Source organism: Acidobacteriaceae bacterium (assembly GCA_028283655.1).
Lineage (GTDB): Bacteria > Acidobacteriota > Terriglobia > Terriglobales > Acidobacteriaceae > Granulicella.
In genome coordinates this window covers 996,167-1,021,758 of record JAPWKE010000003.1, presented here as the reverse complement: position 1 = coordinate 1,021,758, position 25,592 = coordinate 996,167, and the positions used below count along the sequence as shown (strand labels likewise).

At 60.5% G+C, this 25,592-nt stretch carries 25 protein-coding genes and 1 tRNA gene; 10 read left to right on the top strand and 16 right to left on the bottom strand.

What is annotated here, in order from left to right; all coding sequences use genetic code 11:
• Positions 1 to 21: 21 nt before the first annotated feature.
• From fliE to PW792_07065, 6 genes are all read right to left on the bottom strand, one after another.
• A complete protein-coding gene (fliE, locus tag PW792_07090; protein ID MDE1161697.1) occupies positions 22 to 324 on the bottom strand; it encodes a flagellar hook-basal body complex protein FliE in 303 nt (100 codons plus the stop codon).
• A gap of 17 nt (positions 325 to 341) precedes the next feature.
• Positions 342 to 818: a flagellar basal body rod protein FlgC gene (gene flgC / locus PW792_07085; GenBank protein MDE1161696.1), complete on the bottom strand. Its 477-nt coding sequence runs from the start codon at positions 816 to 818 to the stop codon at positions 342 to 344.
• A 12-nt stretch (positions 819 to 830) separates the two neighbouring features.
• Positions 831 to 1,178 carry a flagellar basal body rod protein FlgB gene (gene flgB / locus PW792_07080; GenBank protein ID MDE1161695.1) on the bottom strand — a complete coding sequence of 116 codons (348 nt, stop codon included), beginning with the start codon at positions 1,176 to 1,178 and terminating at the stop codon, positions 831 to 833.
• Positions 1,179 to 1,317: 139 nt separating this feature from the next.
• Positions 1,318 to 2,673, bottom strand: coding sequence for a sigma-54 dependent transcriptional regulator (locus tag PW792_07075; protein MDE1161694.1), 1,356 nt, complete (start codon positions 2,671 to 2,673; stop codon positions 1,318 to 1,320).
• Between the two features lie 14 nt (positions 2,674 to 2,687).
• Entirely contained in the window at positions 2,688 to 2,951 is a 264-nt protein-coding gene (locus tag PW792_07070; protein ID MDE1161693.1) for a hypothetical protein, read from the bottom strand.
• A 4-nt stretch (positions 2,952 to 2,955) separates the two neighbouring features.
• On the bottom strand, positions 2,956 to 3,699 hold the full coding sequence (locus PW792_07065; GenBank protein ID MDE1161692.1) for a response regulator transcription factor: 744 nt from the start codon (positions 3,697 to 3,699) through the stop codon (positions 2,956 to 2,958).
• A gap of 280 nt (positions 3,700 to 3,979) precedes the next feature.
• On the opposite strand from PW792_07065, the gene lexA reads away from it, so the two are divergent.
• From lexA to PW792_07045, 4 genes are all read left to right on the top strand, one after another.
• Positions 3,980 to 4,588, top strand: coding sequence for a transcriptional repressor LexA (lexA, locus tag PW792_07060; protein MDE1161691.1), 609 nt, complete (start codon positions 3,980 to 3,982; stop codon positions 4,586 to 4,588).
• A gap of 127 nt (positions 4,589 to 4,715) precedes the next feature.
• A complete protein-coding gene (locus PW792_07055) occupies positions 4,716 to 5,570 on the top strand; it encodes a DUF4097 family beta strand repeat-containing protein (GenBank protein ID MDE1161690.1) in 855 nt (284 codons plus the stop codon).
• Positions 5,571 to 5,611: 41 nt separating this feature from the next.
• Positions 5,612 to 6,112: a nuclear transport factor 2 family protein gene (locus PW792_07050; protein ID MDE1161689.1), complete on the top strand. Its 501-nt coding sequence runs from the start codon at positions 5,612 to 5,614 to the stop codon at positions 6,110 to 6,112.
• A 28-nt stretch (positions 6,113 to 6,140) separates the two neighbouring features.
• Positions 6,141 to 6,845, top strand: coding sequence for an HAD hydrolase-like protein (locus PW792_07045; GenBank protein MDE1161688.1), 705 nt, complete (start codon positions 6,141 to 6,143; stop codon positions 6,843 to 6,845).
• 70 nt (positions 6,846 to 6,915) lie between these two features.
• Here the strand turns inward: PW792_07045 and PW792_07040 are convergent, their stop codons facing one another.
• From PW792_07040 to PW792_07025, 4 genes are all read right to left on the bottom strand, one after another.
• Positions 6,916 to 7,485, bottom strand: coding sequence for a DinB family protein (locus PW792_07040; GenBank protein ID MDE1161687.1), 570 nt, complete (start codon positions 7,483 to 7,485; stop codon positions 6,916 to 6,918).
• 46 nt (positions 7,486 to 7,531) lie between these two features.
• Positions 7,532 to 8,437 (bottom strand): ROK family protein, encoded by a 906-nt coding sequence (locus PW792_07035; GenBank protein MDE1161686.1) that lies wholly within the window; start codon positions 8,435 to 8,437, stop codon positions 7,532 to 7,534.
• 9 nt (positions 8,438 to 8,446) lie between these two features.
• The gene (locus PW792_07030) at positions 8,447 to 9,256 is read right to left on the bottom strand and encodes a ZIP family metal transporter (GenBank protein MDE1161685.1); all 810 of its coding nucleotides are present in this window, start codon (positions 9,254 to 9,256) and stop codon (positions 8,447 to 8,449) included.
• An 80-nt stretch (positions 9,257 to 9,336) separates the two neighbouring features.
• Positions 9,337 to 9,732, bottom strand: a complete 396-nt coding sequence (locus tag PW792_07025) for a septum formation initiator family protein (protein ID MDE1161684.1) — start codon at positions 9,730 to 9,732, stop codon at positions 9,337 to 9,339.
• A 178-nt stretch (positions 9,733 to 9,910) separates the two neighbouring features.
• On the opposite strand from PW792_07025, the gene PW792_07020 reads away from it, so the two are divergent.
• The 3 genes from PW792_07020 to PW792_07010 are packed head-to-tail and all read left to right on the top strand — an operon-like array spanning position 9,911 to position 11,991.
• Positions 9,911 to 10,483 (top strand): hypothetical protein, encoded by a 573-nt coding sequence (locus tag PW792_07020; protein MDE1161683.1) that lies wholly within the window; start codon positions 9,911 to 9,913, stop codon positions 10,481 to 10,483.
• A gap of 23 nt (positions 10,484 to 10,506) precedes the next feature.
• Positions 10,507 to 11,112, top strand: coding sequence for a biotin transporter BioY (locus PW792_07015; protein ID MDE1161682.1), 606 nt, complete (start codon positions 10,507 to 10,509; stop codon positions 11,110 to 11,112).
• A gap of 24 nt (positions 11,113 to 11,136) precedes the next feature.
• Positions 11,137 to 11,991, top strand: a complete 855-nt coding sequence (locus tag PW792_07010) for an ABC transporter substrate-binding protein (protein MDE1161681.1) — start codon at positions 11,137 to 11,139, stop codon at positions 11,989 to 11,991.
• A gap of 143 nt (positions 11,992 to 12,134) precedes the next feature.
• Here the strand turns inward: PW792_07010 and PW792_07005 are convergent.
• From PW792_07005 to PW792_06995, 3 genes are all read right to left on the bottom strand, one after another.
• Positions 12,135 to 12,210, bottom strand: a tRNA-Lys gene (locus PW792_07005).
• A 145-nt stretch (positions 12,211 to 12,355) separates the two neighbouring features.
• The gene (locus PW792_07000) at positions 12,356 to 14,005 is read right to left on the bottom strand and encodes a carboxypeptidase-like regulatory domain-containing protein (protein MDE1161680.1); all 1,650 of its coding nucleotides are present in this window, start codon (positions 14,003 to 14,005) and stop codon (positions 12,356 to 12,358) included.
• A 191-nt stretch (positions 14,006 to 14,196) separates the two neighbouring features.
• Positions 14,197 to 15,957, bottom strand: a complete 1,761-nt coding sequence (locus PW792_06995; GenBank protein ID MDE1161679.1) for a GWxTD domain-containing protein — start codon at positions 15,955 to 15,957, stop codon at positions 14,197 to 14,199.
• A gap of 286 nt (positions 15,958 to 16,243) precedes the next feature.
• Between PW792_06995 and PW792_06990 the strand changes: the two genes are divergently transcribed.
• On the top strand, positions 16,244 to 17,635 hold the full coding sequence (locus PW792_06990) for an efflux RND transporter periplasmic adaptor subunit (protein MDE1161678.1): 1,392 nt from the start codon (positions 16,244 to 16,246) through the stop codon (positions 17,633 to 17,635).
• Between the two features lie 178 nt (positions 17,636 to 17,813).
• Positions 17,814 to 18,467: an ABC transporter ATP-binding protein gene (locus tag PW792_06985; protein ID MDE1161677.1), complete on the top strand. Its 654-nt coding sequence runs from the start codon at positions 17,814 to 17,816 to the stop codon at positions 18,465 to 18,467.
• On the opposite strand, the gene PW792_06980 is transcribed toward PW792_06985, so the two are convergent.
• Positions 18,464 to 19,645, bottom strand: a complete 1,182-nt coding sequence (locus tag PW792_06980) for an acyltransferase (protein ID MDE1161676.1) — start codon at positions 19,643 to 19,645, stop codon at positions 18,464 to 18,466. The two genes, PW792_06985 and PW792_06980, sit on opposite strands and share 4 nt — an antisense overlap.
• 67 nt (positions 19,646 to 19,712) lie before the next feature.
• Between PW792_06980 and PW792_06975 the strand changes: the two genes are divergently transcribed.
• On the top strand, positions 19,713 to 22,445 hold the full coding sequence (locus tag PW792_06975; GenBank protein MDE1161675.1) for a hypothetical protein: 2,733 nt from the start codon (positions 19,713 to 19,715) through the stop codon (positions 22,443 to 22,445).
• A gap of 79 nt (positions 22,446 to 22,524) precedes the next feature.
• Here PW792_06975 and PW792_06970 read toward each other — a convergent pair whose 3' ends face one another.
• Both PW792_06970 and PW792_06965 read right to left on the bottom strand, forming a co-directional pair.
• Positions 22,525 to 24,075, bottom strand: coding sequence for an amino acid permease (locus PW792_06970; GenBank protein ID MDE1161674.1), 1,551 nt, complete (start codon positions 24,073 to 24,075; stop codon positions 22,525 to 22,527).
• A gap of 35 nt (positions 24,076 to 24,110) precedes the next feature.
• Entirely contained in the window at positions 24,111 to 25,556 is a 1,446-nt protein-coding gene (locus PW792_06965; GenBank protein MDE1161673.1) for an amino acid permease, read from the bottom strand.
• Between the last annotated feature and the right edge of the window lie 36 nt (positions 25,557 to 25,592).

Sequence of the window (25,592 nt, the reverse complement as noted above, 5' to 3'; positions counted from 1 at the left end):
CGTCACTAATACGATCTGCTGCTAGAACTGCATATTCATCATTTGCTGATACGCCGCAACGGCTTTGTTCCTTACCTGTAACGCCAACTCGAAACTCATATCCGCCTTCTGTGTCGCGATCATTGCGTCATGCACTTCAACACCCGAGCCATTCATCAAGCCCGTAACAGCCTCATTCGCCTTCGTCTCCAGGCTCGACGTCTCCTGCACCATCGAATGAAAAACACCAGCAAACGGAGTCGCCGCGGCAGTCTGCTCTGTCTGCGCTTGTGTCGCTGCCTGTTGTATCGCGCTCGTAATCGCGCTCGAAACCGGATGAATCATCGTCTATCCCCTAGGTCTTACTTCAAAATATCCAGCGAAGCGTTCATCATGTTCTTCTCCGCCTGCAACGCACTCGCATTCGCTCCGTAAGCGCGTGTCGCTCCCATCAGATCCACCATCTCGGTGAGCGGATTAATATTCGGATACGCCACATACCCATTCGCGTCCGCATCCGGATGCCCCGGCTCATACCGCATCAGCGGAGCCGAAGTATCGTCCACCACACCGCTCACCGCCACACCACCCGGAATCGCTCCCGCAGCCGAAGGTGTACCCATCGACGCAAAGTGCACTCCTGGCTGCCCGCGCAACACATCACCAAACGCAGTCGTTGCACCCGAGCTTTCAAAGACAACCTGCTGCCGTTTATAAGGCGTTCCGTCCGCCGTGCGAGTCGTCTCGGCATTGGCCATATTCGCGGCAACAACTTCCGCGCGCACCCGTTCTGCCTTCAACGCCGAGCCACTCACATCCATCACACCGAACAGGTTCATCCGCTCTCTCCCTTACTTCGAATCCGCATGAATTGCCGACATGGTTCGCGAGTACTCACGCTTCAGCAACTCCACGCCTGTACGAAACTGCAACTGCTCCTTCGCCAGATCAAGACTCTCCCGATCCATCGACACATTGTTGCCATCCGGCCTCGACACCAACCCGTCAACGTTGAAGACATGCTCACCAGCGTTCGCCGCAGCGCCAGAGTCAATGCCGTGCATAGCATCCTGAAATGCCTGGGCAAAGTTCATCCCCTGCGTCTTATAACCGGGCGTATCGACATTCGCCAGGTTGGAAGCAGTCAGCTTCATCTGGTCGTTCGTCAGGTCAAGGAAGCGCCCCAACGCTTCACTCAAATGCGATCCAATTTGCATGGCTTGGCAACGTCCCCTTTCGCTACACACTTCATGCATGTCTTCGGCCAAAGAAGAAGGCGCTCCTCTGAGCGCCTTCTTAGCGGAACATCTCCGCAAACCTTAAATTCTTAGAATGCTTTTACCGTCCGGCACGCCTCAAGCGAATATCTTCGGCCAGCAACTCCATACGGCCAGCCGCCATAATCGTCGCCCGATGCAGCACATGCCCCAACTCACGAACATTTCCGGGCCACTCATACTCTTGCAGCAGCACCAGGGCTTCCGGCGACAACCTCTTCCTCGGCGCGCCTTCCCCCAGCTTCGTCAAGAAGAACTCGCTAAGCGCGGGAATATCTTCTTTCCGCGTCCGCAGCGCAGGAACCTCTAGCGGAAACACCGCAAGCCGGTGATACAGATCGAGCCGAAACGTTCCCTGCTCCGCTCGGCGTTCAATGTCCTGGTGCGTCGCAGCGATCACGCGTACGTCCACCCGCACCACTTCGTTGTCCCCCACCCGCTGCAACTCACCACACTCCAGAAATCGCAGCATCTTGGCCTGCAGCGCCAGCGGCATCTCTCCAATCTCATCCAGGAACAGCGTGCCGCCATGCGCAGCCTCAATACGCCCGGTTCGAGAGGTTACCGCTCCCGTAAAAGCGCCACGCGTATGTCCAAACAACTCCGCTTCCAGCAACGACTCTGGGATCGCCGCGCAGTTCAGCACGGCAAACGGCTTGTTCGCCCTCAGGCTCAACGCGTGAAGGGCCTGCGCAACCACTTCCTTACCGGTTCCGGTCTCGCCCTCGATCAACACCGTGGCAGACGTCGGAGCGACCAGGCGAATCAATCGCGCAAGCGTATGCATCCCGGCACTTGCACCCACCATTCCGGGAATATCCACCGGAAACGTCACGACAGGCTCGACCACCCTCGCCGCAGCAGCACCCGAGGCCTCATCCACAAGGCTTGCTCCTGCCCTAACCGCCAACTCCTCCAGCGTAGGCTCCGGAGTGACCGGCTCTGCCATCAAAGACTCGAAGAACCCAGCTCCCGGCGCGGCGGCAATCTTCCCCGGCGCCACCAAAGGGGCCGAAGCCCAGGCAGCTCCGTCGCTCTTTTCTGGCAACGCTTGCGCCGGCAACGACACAGGCAAATCTTCCAGCGCCTCGCGCAACGCATGCAATAACTCATGCCTCCGCGGCGATCGCTGCGAACCCTCCACGGGATCGCCATCCACGCGCAGCACATCCACGCCGGGGTACATCAGCCTCACCTGCCCGGCAAACTCCGCAGCCTCCAGGTCCGGCAGCCAGTGGTCCATTACCAGAGCTTCGGCATGCGTATCTTCCATCTGAGCAATCGCATCCGCACCGCCAACAGCCTCTCGCACTGTCCAGCGCATTCCCACCAGGCTCTGCCGAAGTCGTTGACGCAGCGCCGCATCGGCGCTTGCCAGCACCACGATCTTCCCCGCCGAACTATCGCTCATCGCCATCGTTTCTGCTCCACTTACTCTGGCTTCATCACCAGCATCAACTGCGCTCGCATCCGGGAAACAGCCGTAAAGATCCGGGCCACATCTTCCAGAGCACCCTCCGCAGCCTCGGCCAGCGCCGCTTCGCCGCCCATCATCTTTCCCAACTCCAAACGGCACTGCAGCGACGTTACCGGCTGGCAAAGGTCGTGCAACTCGCGTTCCATCTGCTGCAACAACTCCTGAACCCCGATCTCGGGACTACCCTTGCCATCTCGCAACGTTGCTTCAGCAGCCATGGACCTATGCTCCTCTCGCCAAACCTTGCTCCATCGAAACCGCGCGAGCAGAGTCCTTCTTCAAAGGCTCCGCAAGCTTGTAACCAACTCCACGTACCGTCTCAATCACCGTCACGCTTGACTGCCTATCCGGATGCACCATCGCCAGCTTCCGCCGAAGATAGTTCACATAAACATCCACGACATTCGTCGAGGAATCTTCCGCCATCTGCCAGACTTCACGCAGCAGCTCACCCCGGCTGCAGGACTGTCCACGCCGCAGCAGCAAAAACTCCAGCAGCGCGAACTCCTTGGCCGTCAACTCCACATACTTGCCGTCCCGCTTCACCGTGCGATCCACACGGTTCATCTCCACCGAACCATGCCGCAGCACAGCATCCGCATTCTGCACACGACGGCGCAGAATCGCCCGGCAGCGCGCCGTCAGTTCATGAAAGCTGAACGGCTTCAACAAACAGTCATCTGCGCCGCTATTCAGGCAACGCACACGTTCGTCCAGCTGGCTGCGACCAGTCAGCACCAGCACCGAAGTCTCTGGCCAACGCTCGGCCACCTCTGCCAGCACTTCCGTCCCATCACGTCGCGGCAGACTCAGATCCAACACCATCAAATCCGCGGGCGAAGCCTCAGCATGCTGTAGTGCGCTCTCTCCATCACCGCACCACTCCACCACATGCCCTTCCATCTGCAGGCCCTTTTGTAAAAACTGTCCCAACGCACGATCATCTTCCACTACCAGTACTCGCATCCAGTTCGCCTCTCCAGATATTGCTCGACATCTGAATTCCCTTCGCATAGCGACCCACCCACCCAGGGGAGAATCAGCGAAGGAACATTCAGGAGGTTGAACTCCACCATCTCCCGCCAACACGAGTCAGGACTAGCCCTGGATTAGAAAAAAATGCTTTGTAAAACCATTTAGGGAAGTGTCTTGAAACGAATCCCAAACTGGCGTCGCCCTCTTGACCAATCTGGTTCCGCTAAAATTTCGCTTGCACTTCGCCTTTTATTCTCTACAATTCTGTGACATGGCCATTACGCGCAGGCAAAAAGAGGTTCTTGACTTCCTCTCGGGATTTACGACAAACCACGGATACTCGCCATCCTACGAGGAAATCGCTGCAGGGCTTGGACTTAACAGCCTCGCGACGGTCCACAAACACGTCACAAACCTGCAGAATAAGGGCCTTTTGCAGCGCGCGCATAATCGCTCGCGCTCCATAGACGTCATTCCGCAGCGAACCGCAAAGAAGGGTAATTTCGAGCGTCTGCCGCTGCTCGGGCGCATCGCCGCTGGTCAGCCTGTAGAGGCCATCGAGAACGCAGAGTCCATCTCTCTTGGCGACATCATCGGCAACCGCGAAGTTTTTGCCCTCGAAGTTCGCGGCGACTCCATGCGCGACGAGCATATCGTTTCCGGCGACTTTGTCCTCGTCGAACGCACCCGGACCGCTCGCGAAGGCGAGATCGTCGTGGCACTCGTCGACAACACCGACGCAACGCTCAAGCGCTACTACCGCGAAGGAAACCTCATCCGCCTGCAGCCTTCCAACACAGAGATGGCGCCAATTTACGCTCCAGCCGCCAGCGTCAGCATTCAGGGCAAGGTTCTCGGCGTTCTGCGCAAATACGCCTGACCCTTTACGGAACCACCGGCACCCCGCCAACGTATAAGCCTCCAGAACGCCGGAGGCTTTTGCTTTTCGTGCGGCATCTCATCGACCAGAACCGCGGCCCGGCCGCGCTCCCCGGAAGGACCTCCTCATGAAGCTACGCCTCGTCGCCCTTGCTCTCGCCGCCTTCAGCACCGTCGCCGCCGCGCACGCCGACGACACCTTCCGTCGCACACTCGACACCTCGGCACAGCCCGACGTCTACCTATCCAACGGCGCCGGATCCCTCCGCATCATGCAGAGCAACGACAGCTCCGTCGAGGTCGTCGGCCACGTCCACGCAGGTTGGAAGAGCTTCAGCGACATCGAAGCCCGCGTCCACCGCATCGTAGCCAACCCGCCGATCAAGCAGTCCGGCAACAGCATCCGTATCGGCGAAGTCACCGAGCGCAGCCTGCTCAACAACATCACCATCGACTACGAAATCCGCGTACCGCACGACACCGCGCTCAACCTCCATACCGGCTCAGGAGATATCGAGATCAACAGCGTTGGCCGCTTCGTCGCCGCCAGCGCAGGTTCCGGCTCCATCCGCGCCCGCGAGATTCACGGCCCCGCCGAACTCCAGTCAGGCTCAGGCGATATTGAGATCAACGAAACAGTCGCCGCCCCCATCAAGGCCCGCTCCGGCTCAGGTTCCATTCGCATCACCGGTCTGAATGGCAGCCTCAACGCACGCACTGGCTCAGGAGACATTGAAGCTAGCGGGCACCTCGATGGCCCGTCCGAAGCCAGCACCGGTTCAGGGTCTGTCCGCCTGCATACGGGCGACTCCTCCCACTTCAACCTCGAAGCCGCCACCGGTTCAGGAACCATCCGCGTTCACTTCCCGGGCTTTGAAGGCCACGATAACGAAAACCGCCACCACGTCACCGCGCCGGTCAACGGCGGCGGAGCGCCTCTTGCCATCCGCACCGGCTCCGGCGACGTAGAAATCACACGCTAACGCCACCAGTAGCCACACAGCGAGGCGCATACTGTTCACGTATGCGCCTCACTGCTTTTCTCTTTACCGCTCTCTTGACCACTCTCCCAGCCACGCCGCTTACAGCACAGGAACAATCGAACGTGCTGGTGCCCCCGCAACTCCGCGTACAGTTGGTGGCCGATCTCGAACACCAACAGCTTGACGACGTCATGAGTCTCTTCACCACCGATGCCACATGGGTCGACTCGAACGCCCACAGCTTCAGCGGAGGCCCCGCCATCCGCTCCATGCTCGCAGATCTCTTCGCGCACAAGAGCCTGCACGTTCAACTCACTCTTACCAACCAGCGTCTCAACGGCGAACCCTACACCCCCTCGGCGCTCCAAGAGTTCGGCACCTACCTCGACGCCATTCAGGCAAAGAACAAAGCCTCCATCAGCCGTGAGTGCGGCCTCTTCCACTTCACCTACACGAGAAACCCCGAAGGTGGCTGGCTGATCTCCCGCGCCGAATGGACCACCAGGCCCTGCCCTGCCGTCCCGGTTGCAGCTTCCCGCTAAGCCGTCTCAAACCAGCTAAGCTGGAGAGATGGCTGCACACCTTCGCCTTCTCGTTTTCGACCTCGACGGCACGCTCATCGACTCTTCGCTCGACCTCTGCAACTCCATCAATGCCACGCTCGCGTCCGTCGGCAAGCCCGCGCTGCCCAACGCCACCATCGCCAGCTACATCGGCGACGGCGCAGCCATGCTCGTCCGCCGAGCCCTCGGAGATCCCGGCGACGCCGACTCCTCCGACCCCGCAGCCGACAAGTACTTCCGCGACGCCTTCAGCTTCTTTCTCCGCTACTACCGCCAGCACAAGCTCGACAACACCTACGTCTACCCCGGCGTTCTGGACTCCCTGCAGGCGATCCGCTCCAACCACCCCGAAATCCTGATGGCCGTGCTCACCAACAAGCCCGTAGGCCCCTCACGCGCCATCTGCGATGCGCTCGGTCTTTCTCCGTTCTTCTTTCAGAACTACGGTGGCGACAGCTTCCCCACCAAGAAGCCCGACCCCACCGGCCTGCTCGCCATCCTGAACGAAGCCTCGCAACTCACCGGTCAGCCCATCCCCGCCACAGACCTCGTCATGGTCGGCGACTCGGACGTCGATGTCCTCACCGCCAGAAACATCGGCGCTCGCAGCCTTGGCTGTAGCTACGGACTCGCACCCCACGCGCTTGCCGCTGCGGAACCCGACCTCACCGTCGACTCTGCCACCGATTGGCCGCTCATTCTCGGGCTGTAAATAACTTCCCGTAAACGAAGAATGCCCCGGCAGACTCTCATCCGCCGGGGCATTTGCTTCACCAGACACGTTAGCCCTTCCAGGCCCCCATCAATCGACGCAGCATCACCAACTCGCCCACATGATAGGCGTTGTGGTCAGCAATCAGAAACGCTTCTCGCAACAGGTTCTGCCCATCGCCCCAGGGAAACGCTGCGATCAACTCTTCATCGCTGGCTTCACGCAACAACTGTTCGAACGCTTTTCGGTCTTCGCGAATCTGCACAACCGTCTTGTTCCATGCGGCTGCAGAAGCGGGCTCCCGATCCTTCGGCCAATAATCATCCGGCCACTTCATCGGCTTGTAGCTGCCATCCTGGTTGCGGCTGAAGTCCAGAATGTCGCGCTGCGCAATCCTCAGATGCTCCAGCAACTGCCAGCCCGAGTACGGCAACCCGTCCGGCACTTCGCCCTGAAGCTTTGGCGGAAAGCCTTTTACCGCATCGTCAAACGTCGCATGGGCCTGCCCGCCGTCTAACAGCGCCAGCAGCTGCTTCCTCAGCTCAATCCCCATCCGGGACTTCAGCTCAGGCGACGGCTTTCCCGTCGATAGAGCCTCTTTCGCTACTGCAGCCTTTGCGGGCTTCTTTGCCGTCGCCATTCTTTCTCCTTGCTCACCGTGTCAGATGCGCCACACAGCACTTCGGTCACTTCACCATCGGCCATAACCAGGCCGCGCCGCGCACGCCACTCGAATCCCCATGGAGGTTCCGCAAAATCGGAGCCTCACATCCCTTGCCAAACGTATACTCTCCAACCCGCTGCTGCAGGTTCCCTGTGTACAGAAAATCCAGCTTCGACAAGCCACCGCCCAGCACAATGGCGTCCGGGTCGAGAATATTCACCAGCATCGCCAGCGAGCGCGCCAACCTGTCTTCCAGCCGATCCAGCGCAGCCACCGACTCCGCATCGCCTGCCTGCGCTGCGGTAACAATCTCAGAGCCGCGCCAGTCCTTGCCGGTTACACGCTTGAAGTCTTCTTCAAATCCCGTTCCCGAGATCCACTTCTCCGTGCAGCCCTTTCGGCCGCAGTAGCAATCCGGCCCCGGAAACTCCTCGGCCGTCTGCCACGGCAGCGGAGCATGTCCCCACTCCCCACGCAGCCCGTTCGGCCCTGCCGCAATTTCTCCGTTGATCGCCACACCGCCGCCGCATCCTGTGCCGATGATCACGCCAAATACAACGTCATATCCGGCCGCAGCCCCGTCCGTAGCCTCACTGATGGCAAAGCAGTTCGCATCATTGGCGCAACGCACCTCGCGGCCCAAAGCCTCGCTCAGGTCCTTCTCCAGTGGCTTACCGATGAGCCACGTCGAGTTGGCATTCTTCACCAGGCCCGTTGACCGCACCACGGTCCCCGGAATCCCCACGCCCACCGTTGCCTGTACGCCCTGTGCGGCTTCGATCTGGCGCACCAGACCGGCTATCGCATCCACCGTCCCCTGGTAATCGCCCTTCGGTGTCCCCACCCGAATCCGCTGCAACTCCAGCCCGGCATCATCCATCGCCAGAGCTTCAATCTTTGTCCCGCCCAGATCAACACCGATACGCATACGCCGTTTTTACGCTCCTGGTAGTCGCGTCAATCCTATCCCGAGAGCAGCCCCTATGACGATCCAAAAGACCTGCCACAACGCCGCGCTCAGCCTGCGCTCGCCAAGTAACTCCGGAAGCAGATCGACCAGCGAGATATACAGGAAGCTTCCCGCGCTCACTGGCAGCAGCCAGGCCACGGTTCCAGGAGCAGCAGCACCAACCCCTGCCACCAGAAGCCATCCCAGCAACCCCGAACCACCTGCCATCACCGCCAGCCAGCCAGCCTTCTTCCGCTCCACATCCATGTGCAGCAGCAAGGCAAAATCTCCCAGTCGGTGCGGAATCTCATGCAAGCCAACAGCGATCGCCGTCACCCAACCCAGCCGACGGTCGACGGCAAATGCAGCCGCAATGCTCGCTCCATCCACCAGACTGTGCGTGAACGCGCCAAGCAGCAGCGTTGCCGGCCGCGAAGCTCCATGAGCATGGTGGTGAATCTCATCGCAATGCTGCTCGCCCAGGTCCGGCGAAGGCTCCGGGCTCACACCGCTGATCAGATGGACCACACGCTCAAAGCCAAACAACACAGCCATCGTCGCCAGCAGCACCACCCACACCGCTCGCCGATGTCCAAGCTGCTCCAGAGCTTCCGGCAGCAGATGCGCCAACCCTGTCGCGAGCAAAACGCCTACCGCTGCACTCACCACATAAGGAAGCCAACGACGCAGCCGTGCCTCCTGCCGTCCAGCGGAAAGCACCGCCACGCCTGCCAGCAACTGCACGGCAACTATCGCGATTCCGCCCTCTAACCACACGTTCTGCACTGCGACCCCCAACCACCAATCCTACGCAACGCGGCCGCGCTGGCAAGCCTTACCCGTCGCTGCCAGCGAAATTCTCACATTCAGGATGTCGATTACGGAGGAGGAGGAGCGACTGGTGCGGTATCCGCAGCCTTCGGCGGCAACGTATAAATCACCTCGCCCGCGCGAGTGTAGTGCAGTTCTTCGCGTGCCTGATGCTCAATGGCTCCGGGGTCGCTCTGCAAGCGATCAACATGCTCCCGCAGCCGTTCATTCTCTTCCTGCAGATGGTCTGTCTGGCCTTGGAGATAGCGAGCTTCCGCACGCTTGTGAGCAAACACCGTCAGGCCATTGTGGCCAAAGATCACGCCATAGGCCATCGCAACAGCCAGAACGCCTACGCCAAAAGTTGCTGCCTTGCGACGCCAGGTGTAGACGCGATCGCGAGCTACGTCGGCTAATGCCGGCAGTCGTAACCCCTCTCGCACACTTGTGCTCAGCTTTTTCAACTCTTTGACGGCTCTCTCCGTGCGCCCGACGACAAATTCAGTATTCCACCTGTGATGCGCGGAATCGATATCACAAAGAAAGCAGGAATCAAGCTCGTCACATATTTCTTTCGTCCACCCGAACTCTCTGGCTTTAGCGGGAATCACACCCCCTGCTGGTATCCTGTTCTGCAGGCGTATGCCCTACTTGTTTGCCATTACGGTGGTCGCATTCGTGGCCGTGCTGTGGGCGTCGATCTCGACCGCACAGCATATTCGCCGCACGCGTCGCCGAAAGCGCCTCGCAGATGCCGCGGCCGCACGCGATCGCTCTCCGCTCTCCTCACAACGCCACGCCGCAGCGCCTCCTGCACGGCAGCCACACGAAGCTCCCGCTCCACAGAACGCACGCCCTGGCTACGAGGCCCTCGCGCCCACACTCTCCGGCCGTAGCCAGACGCCTGCCGTCGTACCGCCGCCACCTGCTCCCGCGCCGCAAGCATATGTTGAACCTGCTCCCGCTGAGCCTGAAATCCGTTTTCCGCTCTCCTCGCAGCGCGTTCGTATCGCGTCTTCGACACAAATCCCTGTAGCGTCCGCTCCTCTTCAGGAGACCGCCTCCCAGGACCCTTTCCGCCCCGAACCTTCACGCTTCCCCGAACTTCATCGTCCGTCCGCCGCAAATGCCGACTGGAATCGCTTCGATGAAGCCAACGGGGGTGACCTTTCCGATCCGGAACCCAAACGTTTTCGCGACGCCAGCCGCCGCTGAACCTCTCTTCAGGAGCCGAAACCATGCACACCAACGCATCGACCGCCCCCATTACCAGCACCGCATCCCTCCGTGCCTTCTCACAGAGCCTGCCCGGCCGTATTACCCTGGGCATCGCCGCCACGCTCGTCGTAGCCTTCGCAGCACATGTCTCTGTGCCCCTGCCCTTCACCCCCGTGCCGCTCATCATGACGCCGCTCGCCGTTCTCGGTGTTGGCCTGGCTCTCGGCCCTGTGGCAGGCTTCGCCGCCATGGTCGCCTACCTGCTTGAAGGCGCAGCCGGTCTCCCGGTCTTCAGCCCCACCGGCCCGGGAGGACTCCTGCAGCTCCTCGGACCCACCGGCGGCTACCTCCTCAGCTACCCGCTTGTTGCCGCCATCGCAGGCGGAGCCGCCAAGGCCCTTTCCACCCGCCTCCCGCGCTTCGCCGCTGCCGCCATCGCCTGCACCGTAGCGATCGCCGTTCTTTTCACCGCCGGAGCATTCTGGTTCGCACACCTCGTGCCCTCGATCTCCGCTCATGCCGTCTGGATTGGCTCTATCGCGCCCTTCCTCCCCGGCGAAGTTGTCAAAGTGCTGGCCGCTGCCGGCATCTACTCCACCCTCACCAACCGCGCCTCGCGCGCCTAAGCAACTCAGCAATAGAAGGCCCCAATGACTCAAGCAGCATCTGATATTCGTGACATCTCCATCGCCCATAGCCCGGACTCGGACGACGCATTCATGTTTTACGGACTCGCGACCAACAAGGTTCGCGTCCCCGGCTATCGCTTCAACCACACCCTCACCGACATCGAAACGCTGAACCGCAAGGCACTCGACGAGCAGTTCTACGACGTCACCGCCATCAGCTTTCACGCCTACCCCTACCTTCAGGACAACTACACCCTGATGGCCTGCGGCGGCTCCGTCGGCGATAACTACGGCCCCATGATCGTGGCCCCGAAGGCTTACACCCAGGATGAAGTCAAGAAGCTGAAGATCGCTGTCCCGGGAACCCTCACCACCGCATACCTCGCGCTCAAGATCTTCGGACCGGAGATCGAAACCGAGACCGTTCCCTTTGACCAGATCATCCCTGCCGTCCTCGCCGGCAAGTATGACGCAGGCCTCATCATCCACGAAGGCCAGCTCACCTACGCCCGCGATGGCCTGAAGAAGATCGTCGACCTCGGCGTGTGGTGGCGCGAACAGACCGGCCTCGTCCTTCCGCTCGGTGGCAACGTCATTCGCCGCTCCCTCCCGGACGACGTCAAGCTCACCACGACCATCGCCGTGCGCGACTCCATCCAACACGCTCTCGACAACCGCGAAGCGGCCCTCGAGTACGCCATGCAGTTCGCCCGCGACCTTGACACGACGCTGGCAAACCGCTTCGTCGGCATGTACGTCAACGACCGCACGATCAACTACGGCGAGGACGGCCGCAAAGCCATCCACAAGCTCCTCGACATGGGCTACGACCGTGGCATCATCCCGATGAAGGCGAACGTCGACTTCGTCGGCTAAACCTGATTCGCACGCAAACAGAACGGCCCAGCGAATTCGCTGGGCCGTTCTGTTTGCGTCTTAACCTTCACGGATTGCTCTGCCACCGGTTAACTCAGAGAGCAAAAGCAAACGGCTCGCCGAAGCGAGCCGTTTCAATCGTTTGGTGGACGCGGTAGGAATCGAACCTACAACCTGTCGATTAAGAGTCGAATGCTCTGCCAGTTGAGCTACGCGTCCATTTCCTTGCCCCTTATCTGGCTGATAAGGACGCAAACTTCAACCTTGAAGTCCGCTTGGACTGTGTGGGAGAACCTCACCGCACGAAGATTAGTATAGCACTAAATCCCGAAAGATTTCCTCAGCTTCTCTTTCATCCCGAAAGCTAGAAGTTGAAAGCGACTCCACCCTGAATCGCCCGCGGAACCTGCGCCAGAAAGAGCGTATGGCCGTCTGGAGCGATCACCGGCTGATAGCCCTGCTCCAGAAGATTTGTCGCCTCCAGCACCGCGTCCATACCGTGCGGCAGGAAGCGTCCGCCCCAGATGCGCTGCCGCACCGAGAAACCCAGGTACGCTTCCGTCAGCCCGGCGTTGTAGGCATCCACCTGCGTCAGCGTGCTCACCGGCTGCCAGCGATACTCTGCGTTCACCGTTGTGCCGGTACGCGCAATCTTGCCCCGCAAACCAGCCGCCGCTGCCGAAGACGTATGTCCTCGCGTCGTCAGCCCCTGCGTCTGGCTGCCCAGCGACGTCGCGCGCAACGCCGTTCCCACCTCATACTCCACAAACGCCTTCATCGAAGGAGATAGCTTATGCGTCAACGTCACGCTGGCTCCACGTCCCGTGTAGCCCGACGTGGCCAGACGGAAGGTCTGGGTCGTCGGGTCCGCCACCACCGGCAGAACGCCCATCATCTCCGCGTCTACGTTACCCGAACCCATCAGCGCGCCCGTGGTGAACGAGTCGCGATAGACCGCAATCGTCACCACATCTTCGTCGCCCAGCCTCTGGTTCACGGAAAACTCGTGGTGGCTTCCCTTGTTCGACAACGGTCGGCCATTGACATCCGTCAGCACCGTCGCCTGAGGCTTCAGCCGATCGAGATCAGCGGAACTCTGCAACTGCCGCCCTGTCGCATAGCGGTACTCTATCGCCGTGCTGTCCGACACATGGAACGCAACCCGCACAAACGGCTCGGTCGTAATTCTTGTCGCCGCCAGCTTTTCCGCCTCGATCAACGTGCCTGCGTCGATCATCACAGCATCGCCCAGCGTCAGCTCCTCCGCGCTCGCCATTCGCATCGTCTGGAAGCCCGGAACACCATTCGCGACCAACTCAGGATGCGATGCAAAACTCGTGACCAGCCGCGTCCGTCCATTGAACATCTGCCGCTGGAAGCCGGCCAGAACATCCACACTGGGAGCCACCGTCAAAGGTATCTGGGGATCGCCAAGGTCCGCGCGAAAGATCGTACCGGAGCCATCTTCTACAACCCGGTCCATCATCAGCACCTGGTGCTGACCACCATAACCAAACGCGCCATCGCCGTTCACCACAGTGACTCGCCCCTGCGTATCCGCCTTGGGAGACTCTCCTGCAGAGGTCGAAATCGCCTCGCCCGTTTCCGGATCGACCAAACGCAACAGCGGACGATTTGCCGAGGACCGCAACGTCCACTTCCAGTCGTCATTCAGCTCTTCCGGCCCACGACGCTGCGCCGGAAGCCAGTTCCCCGCCTCAAACAGCGTGCTCATCGTCAGATTGACGATCGCCTGCGCCCCCGCATGAAGGCTGAGGTTTGAACGAACCACCGGCACAAAGAACGCCGCCGTCGCTCGTAGTTGATACTTTCCGGGATGAACGCTGGGCAGCAGATAACGCCCGTGGTCGTCGGTAAAAGCCGTTGCAACAGAACTCGCATCGACGCGGAGCAGCTCCACCAGCGCTCCCATCTGAGGGGTTCCGTGAATGTCACGCACTACACCGGAGACGGCAGCCGACGTCGGCAGAGCATAGCTCTGCGTCGCCCACATTAGAAGGACGAATACTACGATCAGACTTGGTCGTACTCGCTTCACCGCGCCTCTTCAACTCTAAGCGTAAAGCGCCAACGGCTCTCTGAAAGGTACAGCGAATGGCTGGCATCACCAGCCACCCATGGATCCGGCAGGGCCCTTACAATCCGGCCCGCCTGTTATCCGAAATTCTACAACTTTTGTTCCAATCAGTCCTGAACATTAAATGGAGCGCTCTCGGCAATCTGCTGCTTCGAAACTCCATCGTTGACCTTGATCGTCACCTGGTAGCGGCCCGGTTGCAGGCTCGCCAGCGGCATCGTCTTTTCCAGCGTCAACTGGTCTGCGTTCGGATTCAGCTTCGCCGCCGACTCCTCACTGTTCAGAACCTGCTTGTTCGTTGCCAGGTCCATAATCTGGTACTCGATCGTCGCATCGTTGCGCTTGTTCTCCCCGATGCCCAGGTTGTACACCTGCATCCAGAAGTTCAGGTTCTGCGAGCGCTTGAACGTGACCGGGGCTGCAATCGCCGCCGGAACACGAGGACGAATCTTCGTGTTGCCGATAACGAAGTTGCCCGTTCCGACATCCTTGGACGGCACACGCTCCATCTGGTCAGCCAGAATCAGCGAGCTCGAAGACAAGCGATCTTCCTCATAGCGAGGAACATCCACCGAACGGCGCCACGTTCCCAGATGATCAGGATTGTTCACATCCTTGATCGCGATCTCCACCTTGTACTTACCCGGCGAGAGCGGAAGGGCCTTCCAGTACACCGACTGGTTGTTCTTGGTGCGGCCCAGCAGTTCGCTCGGCACTTCCACCTTCACGGTGTCTTCAAACGTCTGCACCACGCGGTGGTTGATGTTCGAAACACGTCCCAGAATGTTGACGACGCCGGTCGAAATACCGTCCTTTGTCTGGTAGGTGATGTCTCCATTGCGAATCTGCAACGTCAGCGGCACCATCACGGTCTCATTCGTCAGCTTCACATAATCCGTGCGAACGTCGAAGAGGAACGGCGGTCCGGTCAGGATCTTGCTCGACGAAAGAAACTTGTCGAGGTCAGCAAACTTCACTTCCGGCGGAGCCATCAGCTTGGCAAACGTCTCCAGGCGATCAAACTGCTTGGACTGCTGCGACTGCGACATCGGGCCGGCGCCCAGGCTCTCCAGACCACCGCCCGAGAAACGGTCAGCCTTCTTCGCCTGTCCCATCTCTTCGAACATCGTCAGGCCAGCGCCCGGCGTATGCAGCAGCGCGTCCTTCTCTGAACGATCGATCGTTGCGTGGTAGTCGCCGCACATGCAGGTATCCACGAATTCGATGTCGATGTTGTCGCCCACGCCCGCAAGGTAGCGGTAGTGCCACGTCTCGAACGGGAACGTCGAGGTCGAGCCGCCGCCTTCTTCAATCGGGCGCTGATAATTACCACCCGACGGGTGCGAGTCAATCGAATCCGGCTTGCCGAACGCAATGTAGATGTGTCCGCGGTCAGTCATCCAACCCGGCTTACCAGCGGCGAAGTGCTCGTTGGCATAGGCGATACGAGCGTAGTGCTCGTCACGATAGATATTGTCTACAGACTCGGGGTTCGGGTTGCGGCGCTGCCAGAACTCTTCGATGAACGCATCGCGTTCTTCATCGTTTGCCAGTGACTTGAACGCCTTTGTTTCCTCGTCCGTAATGATCCAGCGAACATCCTCATCGAGCCACTTCTTGTACTCACCCTTGAGTTCGACCTTGGTCGCCTTACGGCGCTCATACTCCTGGTGGTCGCTCAAGCGACGCTTCAGCGGATCGGGGTGCTCTTCTGTCGGTTGAACCTTTACAACACCGCCGTTATCACGCTGCGGAGTCTTGGTGGGAGTCTGGTCGGAGGCGGGTTCCTGCGCGCCTGCCGCGAGTAGAAACCCGCCAAGCAAAACTGCGCTGACACCGGAAAACAAAAATCGTGCGGAACGATGCATCGAAGGGCCGTACTCCTGGTCCACGGACTACCCGGGAAACGCTTCAAGTTTACTCGGTTGCAACCATTCGCGACAAGCAAGCATCTCCGGCTCATCAAAACGTTTTGTCGCGAACCGACAGGCCTCTGACCAGCCTGCACCACTGCTATTATCGGAGACGCCAATTCTCCGCATTCGTTAGCAACGCTGCATCTTGTTCCCATCGCGGAACTTTCTCTCCGCACACTGCGTACGACCACAGAGAAATCTATCTACCGGCGTCGTCTGCCGATCGTTGAAAGAGCTTATGAGCCCCAAAAAGATCATTGCCCTTATTGCCGGACTGCTTGTCCTCGTCGCCATCATCTTCGGCACGATTAAGTACAACGCGGCCAACGTAACCGCCGTCGCCACGGGCAAGGCCACGCGCCAGGACCTCGTCGCAGCCATCTCCGGCACAGGACAAATCAAGCCCAAGACCTACGTCAACGTCGGCGCAACGGCCTTTGGCCGCATCACGCATCTCTATGTAAAAGAAGGCGATCACGTCAAAGCCGGCCAACTCGTCGCGACGGTCGAAAGCGACCAGCCCGCCTCCGCCGTCGCTTCGCAGAAGGCTCTCATCGCCTCCAACAAGACCAATGTCGAGAGCTACATCGCGGCGGAAAGGACCGCTTCAGCCAATACGGCAGAGGCCAAAGCCGACCTCCAGCAGAAAAAGCTCGATTACGACCGCGCCAAGCTCCTCTACAACGCCAAGCTGATTTCCAAGCAGGATTACGACTCCAAGGAAGCCCTCTACGGCGTCTCGGCAGCCACCCTGCAGCAGCGTCAGGCTGCAGAGGCCCAGGCCGTGGCCCAGACCGCCTCGGCGCGTTCTACGGTTACGCAGTCTGTCGCCACGCTGCGCGGCAACGACTACTCCCTCGGCCTCACGCAGTCGCGCGCTCCCTTTGACGCCCTCGTTACGAACGTCCCCGTCCGCGAAGGCGAAACCGTCGTCGTCGGCATCCAGAACGCCGAAGGCTCCACGCTCATGACGCTCGCGGACATGAGCGTCATCACCGCCGAGGTCAAGGTCGACGAGACCGACATCGTCAACGTACAGCTCGGCCAACCCGCCGACGTCTCCGTCGATGCCCTCCCCGGCCGCGTCTTCAAGGGCCACGTTACCGAGGTCGGCGATCAGGCTCTGCTCCGCACCACCGGTCTGGCAACGTCGCAGTCCACCACCGGCACCGAAGAGGCCAAAGATTTCAAGGTCGTCGTCACGCTCGACCCCACTCCTGCCCTCTCTGAGCTTCGTCCCGGCCTCTCCACCACCGCCAAGATCACCACAGCCAACAAGCCGGACACCCTCGTCATCCCCATTCAGGCACTCGTCCAGCGCGACGCCAAGGCCGAGGAGCTCCTTTGGAAGAGCCACGGCAAGGCCACCGCCGGGGCCGAAACCACAACCGCCAAGCCCACGCTCGTGCAAGGTGTTTACCTGCTCGTAGACGACCGCAAGAAGCTACGCGCCCACTTCGTTCCTGTCAGCACCGGCGTCACCGGCACAACGGACATCGAAGTCCTCTCCGGCCTGAAGGCTGGCGACGAGATCGTAACCGGCCGCTACAAGACGCTACGCACGCTCAAGAGCGGAACCATCGTCAAACGCGACAACTCACTGGCCAAGGCGGACGACACCGCCAACTAAAGGCGCATCGTCCGCCCTCTCGACGGCATCCACCAGACAGCGGAGAATAAGACTCAAGATGACGCTAGAAGCAGCTGCCCAAACCACGCTGAACCCCGCCGATCGAACCGGCGCCAACCCCGACGGGCCAAAACCCGGCGAGGTCATCGTCACCGACAACATCTGGAAGACCTATGTCATGGGCGACCAGCAGGTGAACGCGCTGCGCGGCGTCGACGTCCGCATCCGTCGCAACGAGTACGTCGCCATCATGGGCCCCTCAGGCTCTGGCAAGTCGACCTTGATGAACCTCATCGGCTGCCTCGATTCCCCGAGCTACGGAAAGTACTGGCTCAACGGCCATGACGTCTCTGAGTTGAACGACGACGAACTCGCCCGCATCCGCAACAAGGAGATCGGCTTCGTCTTCCAGACCTTCAACCTTCTGGCCCGCGCCAGCTCCCTGCACAACGTCGAGCTACCGCTGATCTACAACGGCACCCCCGCCCGCGAACGCATCGAACGCGCAAAGGAGGTCCTCACACAGGTCGGCCTCGGCACCCGTATGGACCACAAGCCGAACGAACTTTCCGGCGGGCAGCGCCAGCGCGTCGCCATCGCCCGCGCGCTCGTCAACCGTCCGTCGATCATCCTCGCCGACGAACCCACGGGCAACCTGGACTCCAAGACCTCGGTCGAGATCATGGCGCTCTTCGACGATCTGCACGCCAAGGGCAACACCATCGTGCTCGTCACGCATGAGCCCGACATCGCCGAGTTTGCCCACCGCGTCATTTCGATCCGCGACGGTGCCGTCGCCAGCGATCAACCCAGCGCCCGCGCTCGCGGCTAAACGCTCTTCGCCACAACTCCGGTGTACTGTACAAAGCGCTTCAGCTTCAGGAAGCGCTTTTCGTACAGCTCATACGAAGCGACCGCCACTGCAATCGAAAACGCGGCCATCGCCACAGCCTCAAGACAAGCTCCCGGCGTTCCTCGCAACCCATGCCCAGCTAGCCATGCGCGCCAGGCCTCCGACCAAAGCCCGTGGAAGATGTAATGCAGCACGTAGATGCCGTAGCTGTAGCGTCCCAGCCAGCGAAGCCACTTCATCTCGAAGAAGCGCTCGCTCACCCCACCACCACGCCGCAGGGCAAAGAGTAAAAGGCCTGCCGACGCAATGGCATAGCCCGTGTAGGACAGCGAAAACACAGCGCCCTGCAGCCACATCGGCGCGACGTGCCAGCGCGAAACGCCGTAGCAGCCCCACGTCAGCCCCAACCCTCCGGGCAGCAGCCAGCACGCGGAACGCAACGTGTGATCATGCCAGCGCGTACGCACCAGCATCGCCAGCAACGCACCCAGCAGCAGCGTGTCTAACCGGCACATCGTCATGCAGTGCACCGCCTCATCGCTGGCTCCGCGCCCCATCACCATCCAGTAACGCAACACAATACTGAGCAGCGATCCGCCGACCGCAGCCCACGCAATAGCTCGCCGGTCACGCAGCAGAAACAGCAACACAGGCCACAGCAGGTAAAACTGCTCCTCCACCGCCAGAGTCCAGAAGTGCAGCATCGGCAGCTTCGAAACGCCGTTGTACTCCCATATCGGTGGAGCCACGACCGACGTATTTTGCAGATACAACGCCAGAGAAAGTGGTTGATGTCCATACTGCTTGCCTGCAAACAGCACCGTGCCCACCAGCACGAGAATCACAAGGTAATAAATCGGCGCGATGCGCAGAATGCGGCGCACATAAAACTTGCGGAAAAAGCCTTCCTCTTCCAGCGACTCATACAGGATGCCTGTGATCAGAAATCCTGAGAGAACAAAGAAGACCACGACCCCCATACCGCAGAAGCGAACGAACGCCTGCGCCACGCCTCCGGCCCGCGTTACTGCTGGCATAACAAGCAGATGCGCCACCAGCACACCCAGCACAGACAGCCCGCGCAAACCGTCTAAACCAGGCAGGTGCCGTCGATACGGGCTGCCTTCGGCGCTGACCTGTTGCTCTGTGTGTGCCATAACTTCGCCGAGACTACCACGAGAAGACAACTAACCTTGCAGGCCGTTCCGCATCTAAACTCGCAGCATGGCACTTCTGCCTTTTCGCAAATCCGTTTTGCCCGCCGTCCTCGCCGTTGCCGCTCTGTTCCCCACGGCGTCAGCAGCCGCCGATGGTCGTTTCGACCTCGTCGGCCCCCGTATTGATGTCCGCGTCACACGCGGATCGCAAACTCTTGACATTGCGCAGGTTCCAAACCTGCAGCCGGGCGATAAGCTCTGGATCCATCCAGACCTGCCCACCTCTCAGTCCGTTCATTACCTGCTGATCTGCGTCTTCCTGCGCGGCACCACCAACCCCCCTCCCGAGAGCTGGTTCAACCGCATCGAGACGTGGAACAAGAAGGTGCAGCAGGAAGGCGCGTTCATCACCGTGCCCGACGAAGCCCAGCAGGTCGTACTCCTGATGGCCCCTGAGACCGGTGGCGACTTCTCCACCTTAAAGTCCGCCGTCCGCGGCCGGCCCGGCGTCTTCGTCCGTGCGCAGCAGGATCTCGTCGAGGCAGGCTTTGAACAGGCACGCATCGAGAAGTACCTAGCCAGCATTCGCCGAGTTCCCCCTTCAGACGCGAAAGACCTGCAGAAGCACTCCGACCTGCTGGCGCGAACCCTGAACCTCAAGCCGAATGAAGACTGCTTCAAGCGTCCCATCGACACGCAGTTCACCTGCCTGACGCAAACCGGCACACAGACGCTGCTCGACGACGGTCATGGACAGACCATCGCGCAGCAACTCTCGAACGGCGCAAGCTCGGACTTTATCAATCAGGCAAGCTATACGCAGGCTGCAGGAGCGGGTCTTTACTCCGCCTATGTCGGTGCCATCGTGGACCTTGTGCGCCTGATGAGCAACCTGCACAGTGCGCAGTACCAGTACATTCCAGCGATCGCCTTCCCCCAGGGATCGGCACTGAATCTGCGACTCAATACGCCGCCGTCGTTCCACAATCCGAAATCGGTACTGGTGATCGGTCTTCCTGCGGTGACGAAGTCCGTGACGCCGCCGCTACGTTTGGCTGAGGCCGACCACGTAACGTGCCTGCTGCAGCCCAACGTGGCTGTGCCCATTGAAGGCGCTCCGCTCGTCTTCTCCACGAACCTCGCACACAACATCGTGCTGCATCTGAATACGCCTCCCGGCGCGCCGAAGGAAGCAGACATCCCGCTCACCGCTGATCCGTACCAAGGCGGCCTGGTCCTGCAGACGGGTGAGCATCCGTTCCAGCGCCACGAGTTGCCGATGCCTAAGAGCCTGGTGCAGCCCTCGCTGGGCACGCCAGGCGCCCCGGGAAGCAAGCCTGCGCAGCCAGAGCCTCCTGCCAAGCCGCAACCGGCACCGGTGTATTTGACGGGAACAATTAAGGGTTTTTGGGGATTTGATCCGTTTGATGGTCCCACCGTACCGCTGCAGCAGCTTCCGGGCGGTGAGTGGCATATCGTTGCCAGCTCCAACCTGATCACGGGAACAACCGCGAAAATGCTGCTGATTTCTTCGGGAACGGCTTGCGTTCATCACATTACGGCGCAACCTGCGGGAATGAACTCGCCGCTGCATCTGGAGTTCAAGCCTGATCCGCAACCGGATGTTCCAACAGGCACGCCAGCACCCCTGGCCGTGACTCTGCCGCTGAACGATGCCAGCACTCCGGGCGACTTAAACGTTGAGATTCAACAGTTTGGCCAGCCGAAGGCGGACACGCTTTCTGCTCGAACCTATCTGGCTCCCGCCAAGGTTACCGAGATCGAGCTTCATGCCGGGGACCGGAATATTGCTGTCCGTGGAACCGGTCTTGAAACGATTTCACACATCAATGTTGGCGACCTGGTCTTCAAACCACAGGGCCAACCGCAGGGTGGCGTGCTGCACCTTTCCCTGCCCGAGAACGCGTCCGTTCCGCCGACGAAGGTCGACGATCACCTCTCCGCGCAGATCTCGCTGAGCGATGGCCGCAGCTTTAACCAGCCGGTAAATGTTACAGTTGCGCGGCCTTCGGTCATGCTGCTATCGAAGTCCCCTGACCCGGCCAGCGATCCGATTATCACGCTGACCAGCGCCGATGACCTTCCGCTGACTTCGCGCCTGACCTTCACGTTGAAGAGCAAAACCAACTTCCCGCGGAGCGGTTTCGTCGAAATTGAAACGATTGACGGAACGTTGCATGCAACGCTCTCGCTGGCCCCCTCCGGCGGACTTCTGCTACAGGATCCACACACGATTGTCGCCACACTCGACCCGTCGCGATCGTTCGGCCCGTCGGCTTTCGGAGCTCTCCACGTGCGCGCTCTCTTCCCGGCCAAGGGAACGGATGCGAACGAGGACGGCTCGACGGCCAGCGACTGGATTCCGCTGGTAACGCTGGTTCGCCTGCCGACGTTCACGGGGCTGCAGTGCCCGGCGGAGATGAGCCAGCCCTGCACGCTTACCGGGAACTCGTTCTTCCTGGTGCAGGCTATCTCCAACGATCCGGCGTTTGCGAACCCGACGCCTGTACCGGATGGCTACACGGGTCTGACGCTGCAGGTGCCGCATCCTGTGAGCGGAAGCACGCTCTTCTTCAAGCTGCGCGACAACCCGACGCCGATCGACTCGGCCAACGTGCCGATGACCAGTCCGGCGCCGACGCACAAGAGCTCCAGCAGCCATTCAAGCAAGCCGTCGGCCGCAGGCTCAGGCAAGGCATCGACCACCGCAAGCGCCAGCAAGCCTGCGGTGGCGGTTCCGGCTGCGGGCGGTGTTCCTATCCCTACTCCAGCCCCCTGAGTCTCGTGAGCCTCGTATTCAGCGGACGTGAAAAGGCCCGGCAATTGCCGGGCCTTTTCTTTTGCTTGCACCACCGTCTCTAGTGAGGAGGCTCGGGCGGAAGCGAGTTCTGTACGCGGCTATGTTTGCGGCTGTAGGAGAAGTAGATCACCAGGCCGATTGCCAGCCAGACGAAGAGGCGCAGCCAGGTTTCCCACGGAAGGCCTGCCATCAGGGCGAGCGAGATCAGGATGCCGAGGATCGGAGTAACGGGCATCCACGGAGCGCGGAAGGGGCGAGGAAGCTCAGGCGAACGCTTACGCAGCACCCAGACGCCAGCGCAGACGATGATGAACGCGAGCAGCGTACCGATCGAGCACATCTCACCGAGCTTTGCCAGCGGAATCAGCGAGGAGAAGGTCGCAACGACGAGGCCGACGGTGATCGACGAGATCCACGGGGTGCGGAACTTCGGGTGGATGGTGGAGAAGAACTTCGGCAGCAGACCGTCCTTCGACATGGAGAAGAAGACGCGGCTCTGACCGAGCAGCATCACGACCATCGTCGAAGAGAGACCGCCGAGTGCGCCGATCTTGACCAGCAGAGCGCCCCAGCGAACGCCGGTAGCGTCGATGCCGACTGCGAGCGCGTCGGGCAGGTTCAGGTACTTGTAGTTGATCAGCGCGGTGAGCACGAGCGCGACCAGGATGTACAGGATGGTGCAGATGACCAGCGAACCAAGGATGCCGCGGGGCATGTCCTTCTTTGGGTTCTTGGCTTCCTGTGCTGCGGTAGAGACAGCGTCAAAGCCGATATAGGCGAAGAAGATGACGCCTGCGCCTCGAAGCACGCCCGACCAGCCGTAGTCACCGAACTTGCCGGTGTTGGGCGGAAGGAACGGATGCCAGTTGACCTTCATCAGTTCGGGGTGGTGGAAGAGCGTGTTGCCACCGACGATGAGGAAGACGACCAGCACGAAGAGCTTGACGGCAACGATGACGGTGTTGAAGTTCGCCGACTCCTTGACGCCGATTACTAGGATCGTGGTGACGAGCATGATGCCAACGAACGCCACGAGATTGAAGATGCCGTGACGCTGCGGCAGGGTGTGCCAGTCGACGCCGCTGTTGAGCAGCTTCTGCTGAACACGGCCGAGGAACTCCCAGTGGCCCTCATAGAGGACGAAGACAGAGCCAGGTGTTCCGGCGAGTTCAGGCGGGAGACGAAGTCCGAAGTCCTGGCCGAGCGAAAGCACGTAGCCGGACCAGCCGGAGCAGACGGTGGCTGCGCCGAAGGCGTACTCGAGCACGAGATCCCAGCCGATGATCCAGGCAAAGAGCTCACCGAGCGTGGCGTAGCCGTAGGTGTAGGCCGAACCGGCGACCGGAATCATCGCGGAGAACTCGGCGTAGCAGAGGCCAGCGAAGACGCAACCGATGGCGGCAGCAATGAACGACCAGACCACACCCGGGCCAGCGTACTGCGCGGCGACCGTACCTGTCAGCACGAAGATTCCCGTACCGATAATGGCGCCGATACCCAGCGCGATCAGGCTTCCTGAACCGAGCGACCGTTTCAGCGTGTGCTCGCCCGTCTCTGTCGCTTCTCCCATAATGGCGGATAGCGGCTTCACCTTCAGCAAATTCGACATGCGTTTCCTTACGTCTCTGGAAGTACCCGGCAGCGTTAGGCTGCCGATTTACGTTGCCACAGAAAGTAGACCGGCAGACCAAGCAGCACGATCCCTAACCCCGGCCAAGTGTATTGCGGCTTATACCGTAAAAGTACACCACAAATGAACGTGGCAATCACAATGTAGCAACCTGGCAGAAGCGGATAACCGAACGCTTTGTACGGTCGAGGCGCTTCGGGACGGGTCTGACGAAGGCGGAAGAGGGCCACAATCGTCAGGATGTAGAAGAGCAAGACCGCGAAAATGACGTAATCGAGCAGGTTTCCGTACTGTCCGCTGAGGCAGAGCAGGCAGGCCCAAACACATTGCAACCAAAGGGCGTTGCGCGGTACGCCCGTCTTCGGATCAAGCTTTCCAGTTGCCGCGAAGAAGAGCCGGTCGCCGCTCATGGCGTAGTAGACGCGGGCCCCGGCGAGCACCATTCCATTGGCGCAGCCGAAGGTGCTGACCAGAATGGCTGCGGACATCAGCTTGGCGCCGACTGCGCCAAATGCGACCTGCATGACGGCTGTGGCGACACGGTCCTGCGGGGCCATGGCGATGCCAACCATCGGCAAAACACTTAGATAAACGAAATTGCAGGCGATATAGAGCGCGAGAACGATGCCTGTGCCCAGAACCAGCGAGAGCGGCAGGTTGCGCTTGGGATTGGTGATCTCCCCGGCGGTGAAGGTGACGTTGTTCCAGGCGTCTGAGCTGAAGAGCGAGCCGACCTGCACGACCGCGACGAGGGTGAAGACGCCGACCAGAGCGAAGTGGCCGTTTGCTCCGACGTCCAGCAACTGCTGGCTGTGCCAGTTGGAGTTGACCCAGAAGTTTTTGCCGAAGTTGGAGGCGATGGCCCCGGCGTTGCGCGCGATGAGCCCGACGGCGATGACACCGAGCAGAGCCAGCACCTTGGCGCTGGTGAAGATGTTCTGTACGGCCGCACCGAGCTTGACGCCGCGCGTGTTCAGCCAGGTGAGCAGAACCAGCACGACCATGGCGGAGAGGTTGGCGGTGTTGAGGCCGACGTTGCCCTGCCCCATGTGCCAGATCCAGCGCGACTGGCTGACCGAGGGGAAGAAGACGCCGAGGAATTTGGCAAACGCCACCGCTACAGCAGCTATGGTTCCTGTCTGGATGACGAGAAAGAGCGTCCAGCCGTAGAGGAAGCCCCAGACCGGGCCTAGGCCTTCGCGGAGGTAGACATACTGGCCGCCAGCCCTGGGCATCATGGCGGCGAGCTCCCCATAGCTGAGCGCGCCGACGATGGTCATGAACGCGGTGACCAGCCAGGCTGCGATGAGCAAGGCGGGCGAGGCCAGAGTACGGCTCATCTCGGCGGGAACGATGAAGATGCCCGAGCCGATCATAGAGCCCATCACGATGGCCGTGGCCGAAAAGAGGCCAAGGCTTTTGACGAGGTGAGTGTCGCCACTCTGCTGTTCAGAAGTCACAGCCTCACCCTAGCATTGCGGCGGCGATGCGCGAAG

Coding starts and splice junctions, on each gene's coding strand:
- PW792_06995 (MDE1161679.1), bottom strand. CDS start 15,957: ATGCATCGTTCCGCACGATTTTTGTTTTCCGGTGTCAGCGCAGTTTTG.
- PW792_06990 (MDE1161678.1), top strand. CDS start 16,244: ATGAGCCCCAAAAAGATCATTGCCCTTATTGCCGGACTGCTTGTCCTC.
- flgC (MDE1161696.1), bottom strand. CDS start 818: ATGAACCTGTTCGGTGTGATGGATGTGAGTGGCTCGGCGTTGAAGGCA.
- PW792_07015 (MDE1161682.1), top strand. CDS start 10,507: ATGCACACCAACGCATCGACCGCCCCCATTACCAGCACCGCATCCCTC.
- PW792_07055 (MDE1161690.1), top strand. CDS start 4,716: ATGAAGCTACGCCTCGTCGCCCTTGCTCTCGCCGCCTTCAGCACCGTC.
- PW792_07050 (MDE1161689.1), top strand. CDS start 5,612: ATGCGCCTCACTGCTTTTCTCTTTACCGCTCTCTTGACCACTCTCCCA.
- PW792_07070 (MDE1161693.1), bottom strand. CDS start 2,951: ATGGCTGCTGAAGCAACGTTGCGAGATGGCAAGGGTAGTCCCGAGATC.
- PW792_07020 (MDE1161683.1), top strand. CDS start 9,911: ATGCCCTACTTGTTTGCCATTACGGTGGTCGCATTCGTGGCCGTGCTG.
- PW792_06970 (MDE1161674.1), bottom strand. CDS start 24,075: ATGTCGAATTTGCTGAAGGTGAAGCCGCTATCCGCCATTATGGGAGAA.
- lexA (MDE1161691.1), top strand. CDS start 3,980: ATGGCCATTACGCGCAGGCAAAAAGAGGTTCTTGACTTCCTCTCGGGA.
- PW792_07000 (MDE1161680.1), bottom strand. CDS start 14,005: ATGTGGGCGACGCAGAGCTATGCTCTGCCGACGTCGGCTGCCGTCTCC.
- fliE (MDE1161697.1), bottom strand. CDS start 324: ATGATTCATCCGGTTTCGAGCGCGATTACGAGCGCGATACAACAGGCA.
- PW792_07010 (MDE1161681.1), top strand. CDS start 11,137: ATGACTCAAGCAGCATCTGATATTCGTGACATCTCCATCGCCCATAGC.
- PW792_06975 (MDE1161675.1), top strand. CDS start 19,713: ATGGCACTTCTGCCTTTTCGCAAATCCGTTTTGCCCGCCGTCCTCGCC.
- PW792_07045 (MDE1161688.1), top strand. CDS start 6,141: ATGGCTGCACACCTTCGCCTTCTCGTTTTCGACCTCGACGGCACGCTC.
- PW792_07035 (MDE1161686.1), bottom strand. CDS start 8,437: ATGCGTATCGGTGTTGATCTGGGCGGGACAAAGATTGAAGCTCTGGCG.
- PW792_06985 (MDE1161677.1), top strand. CDS start 17,814: ATGGGCGACCAGCAGGTGAACGCGCTGCGCGGCGTCGACGTCCGCATC.
- PW792_06980 (MDE1161676.1), bottom strand. CDS start 19,645: ATGGCACACACAGAGCAACAGGTCAGCGCCGAAGGCAGCCCGTATCGA.
- PW792_07075 (MDE1161694.1), bottom strand. CDS start 2,673: ATGGCGATGAGCGATAGTTCGGCGGGGAAGATCGTGGTGCTGGCAAGC.
- PW792_07040 (MDE1161687.1), bottom strand. CDS start 7,485: ATGGCGACGGCAAAGAAGCCCGCAAAGGCTGCAGTAGCGAAAGAGGCT.
- PW792_07065 (MDE1161692.1), bottom strand. CDS start 3,699: ATGCGAGTACTGGTAGTGGAAGATGATCGTGCGTTGGGACAGTTTTTA.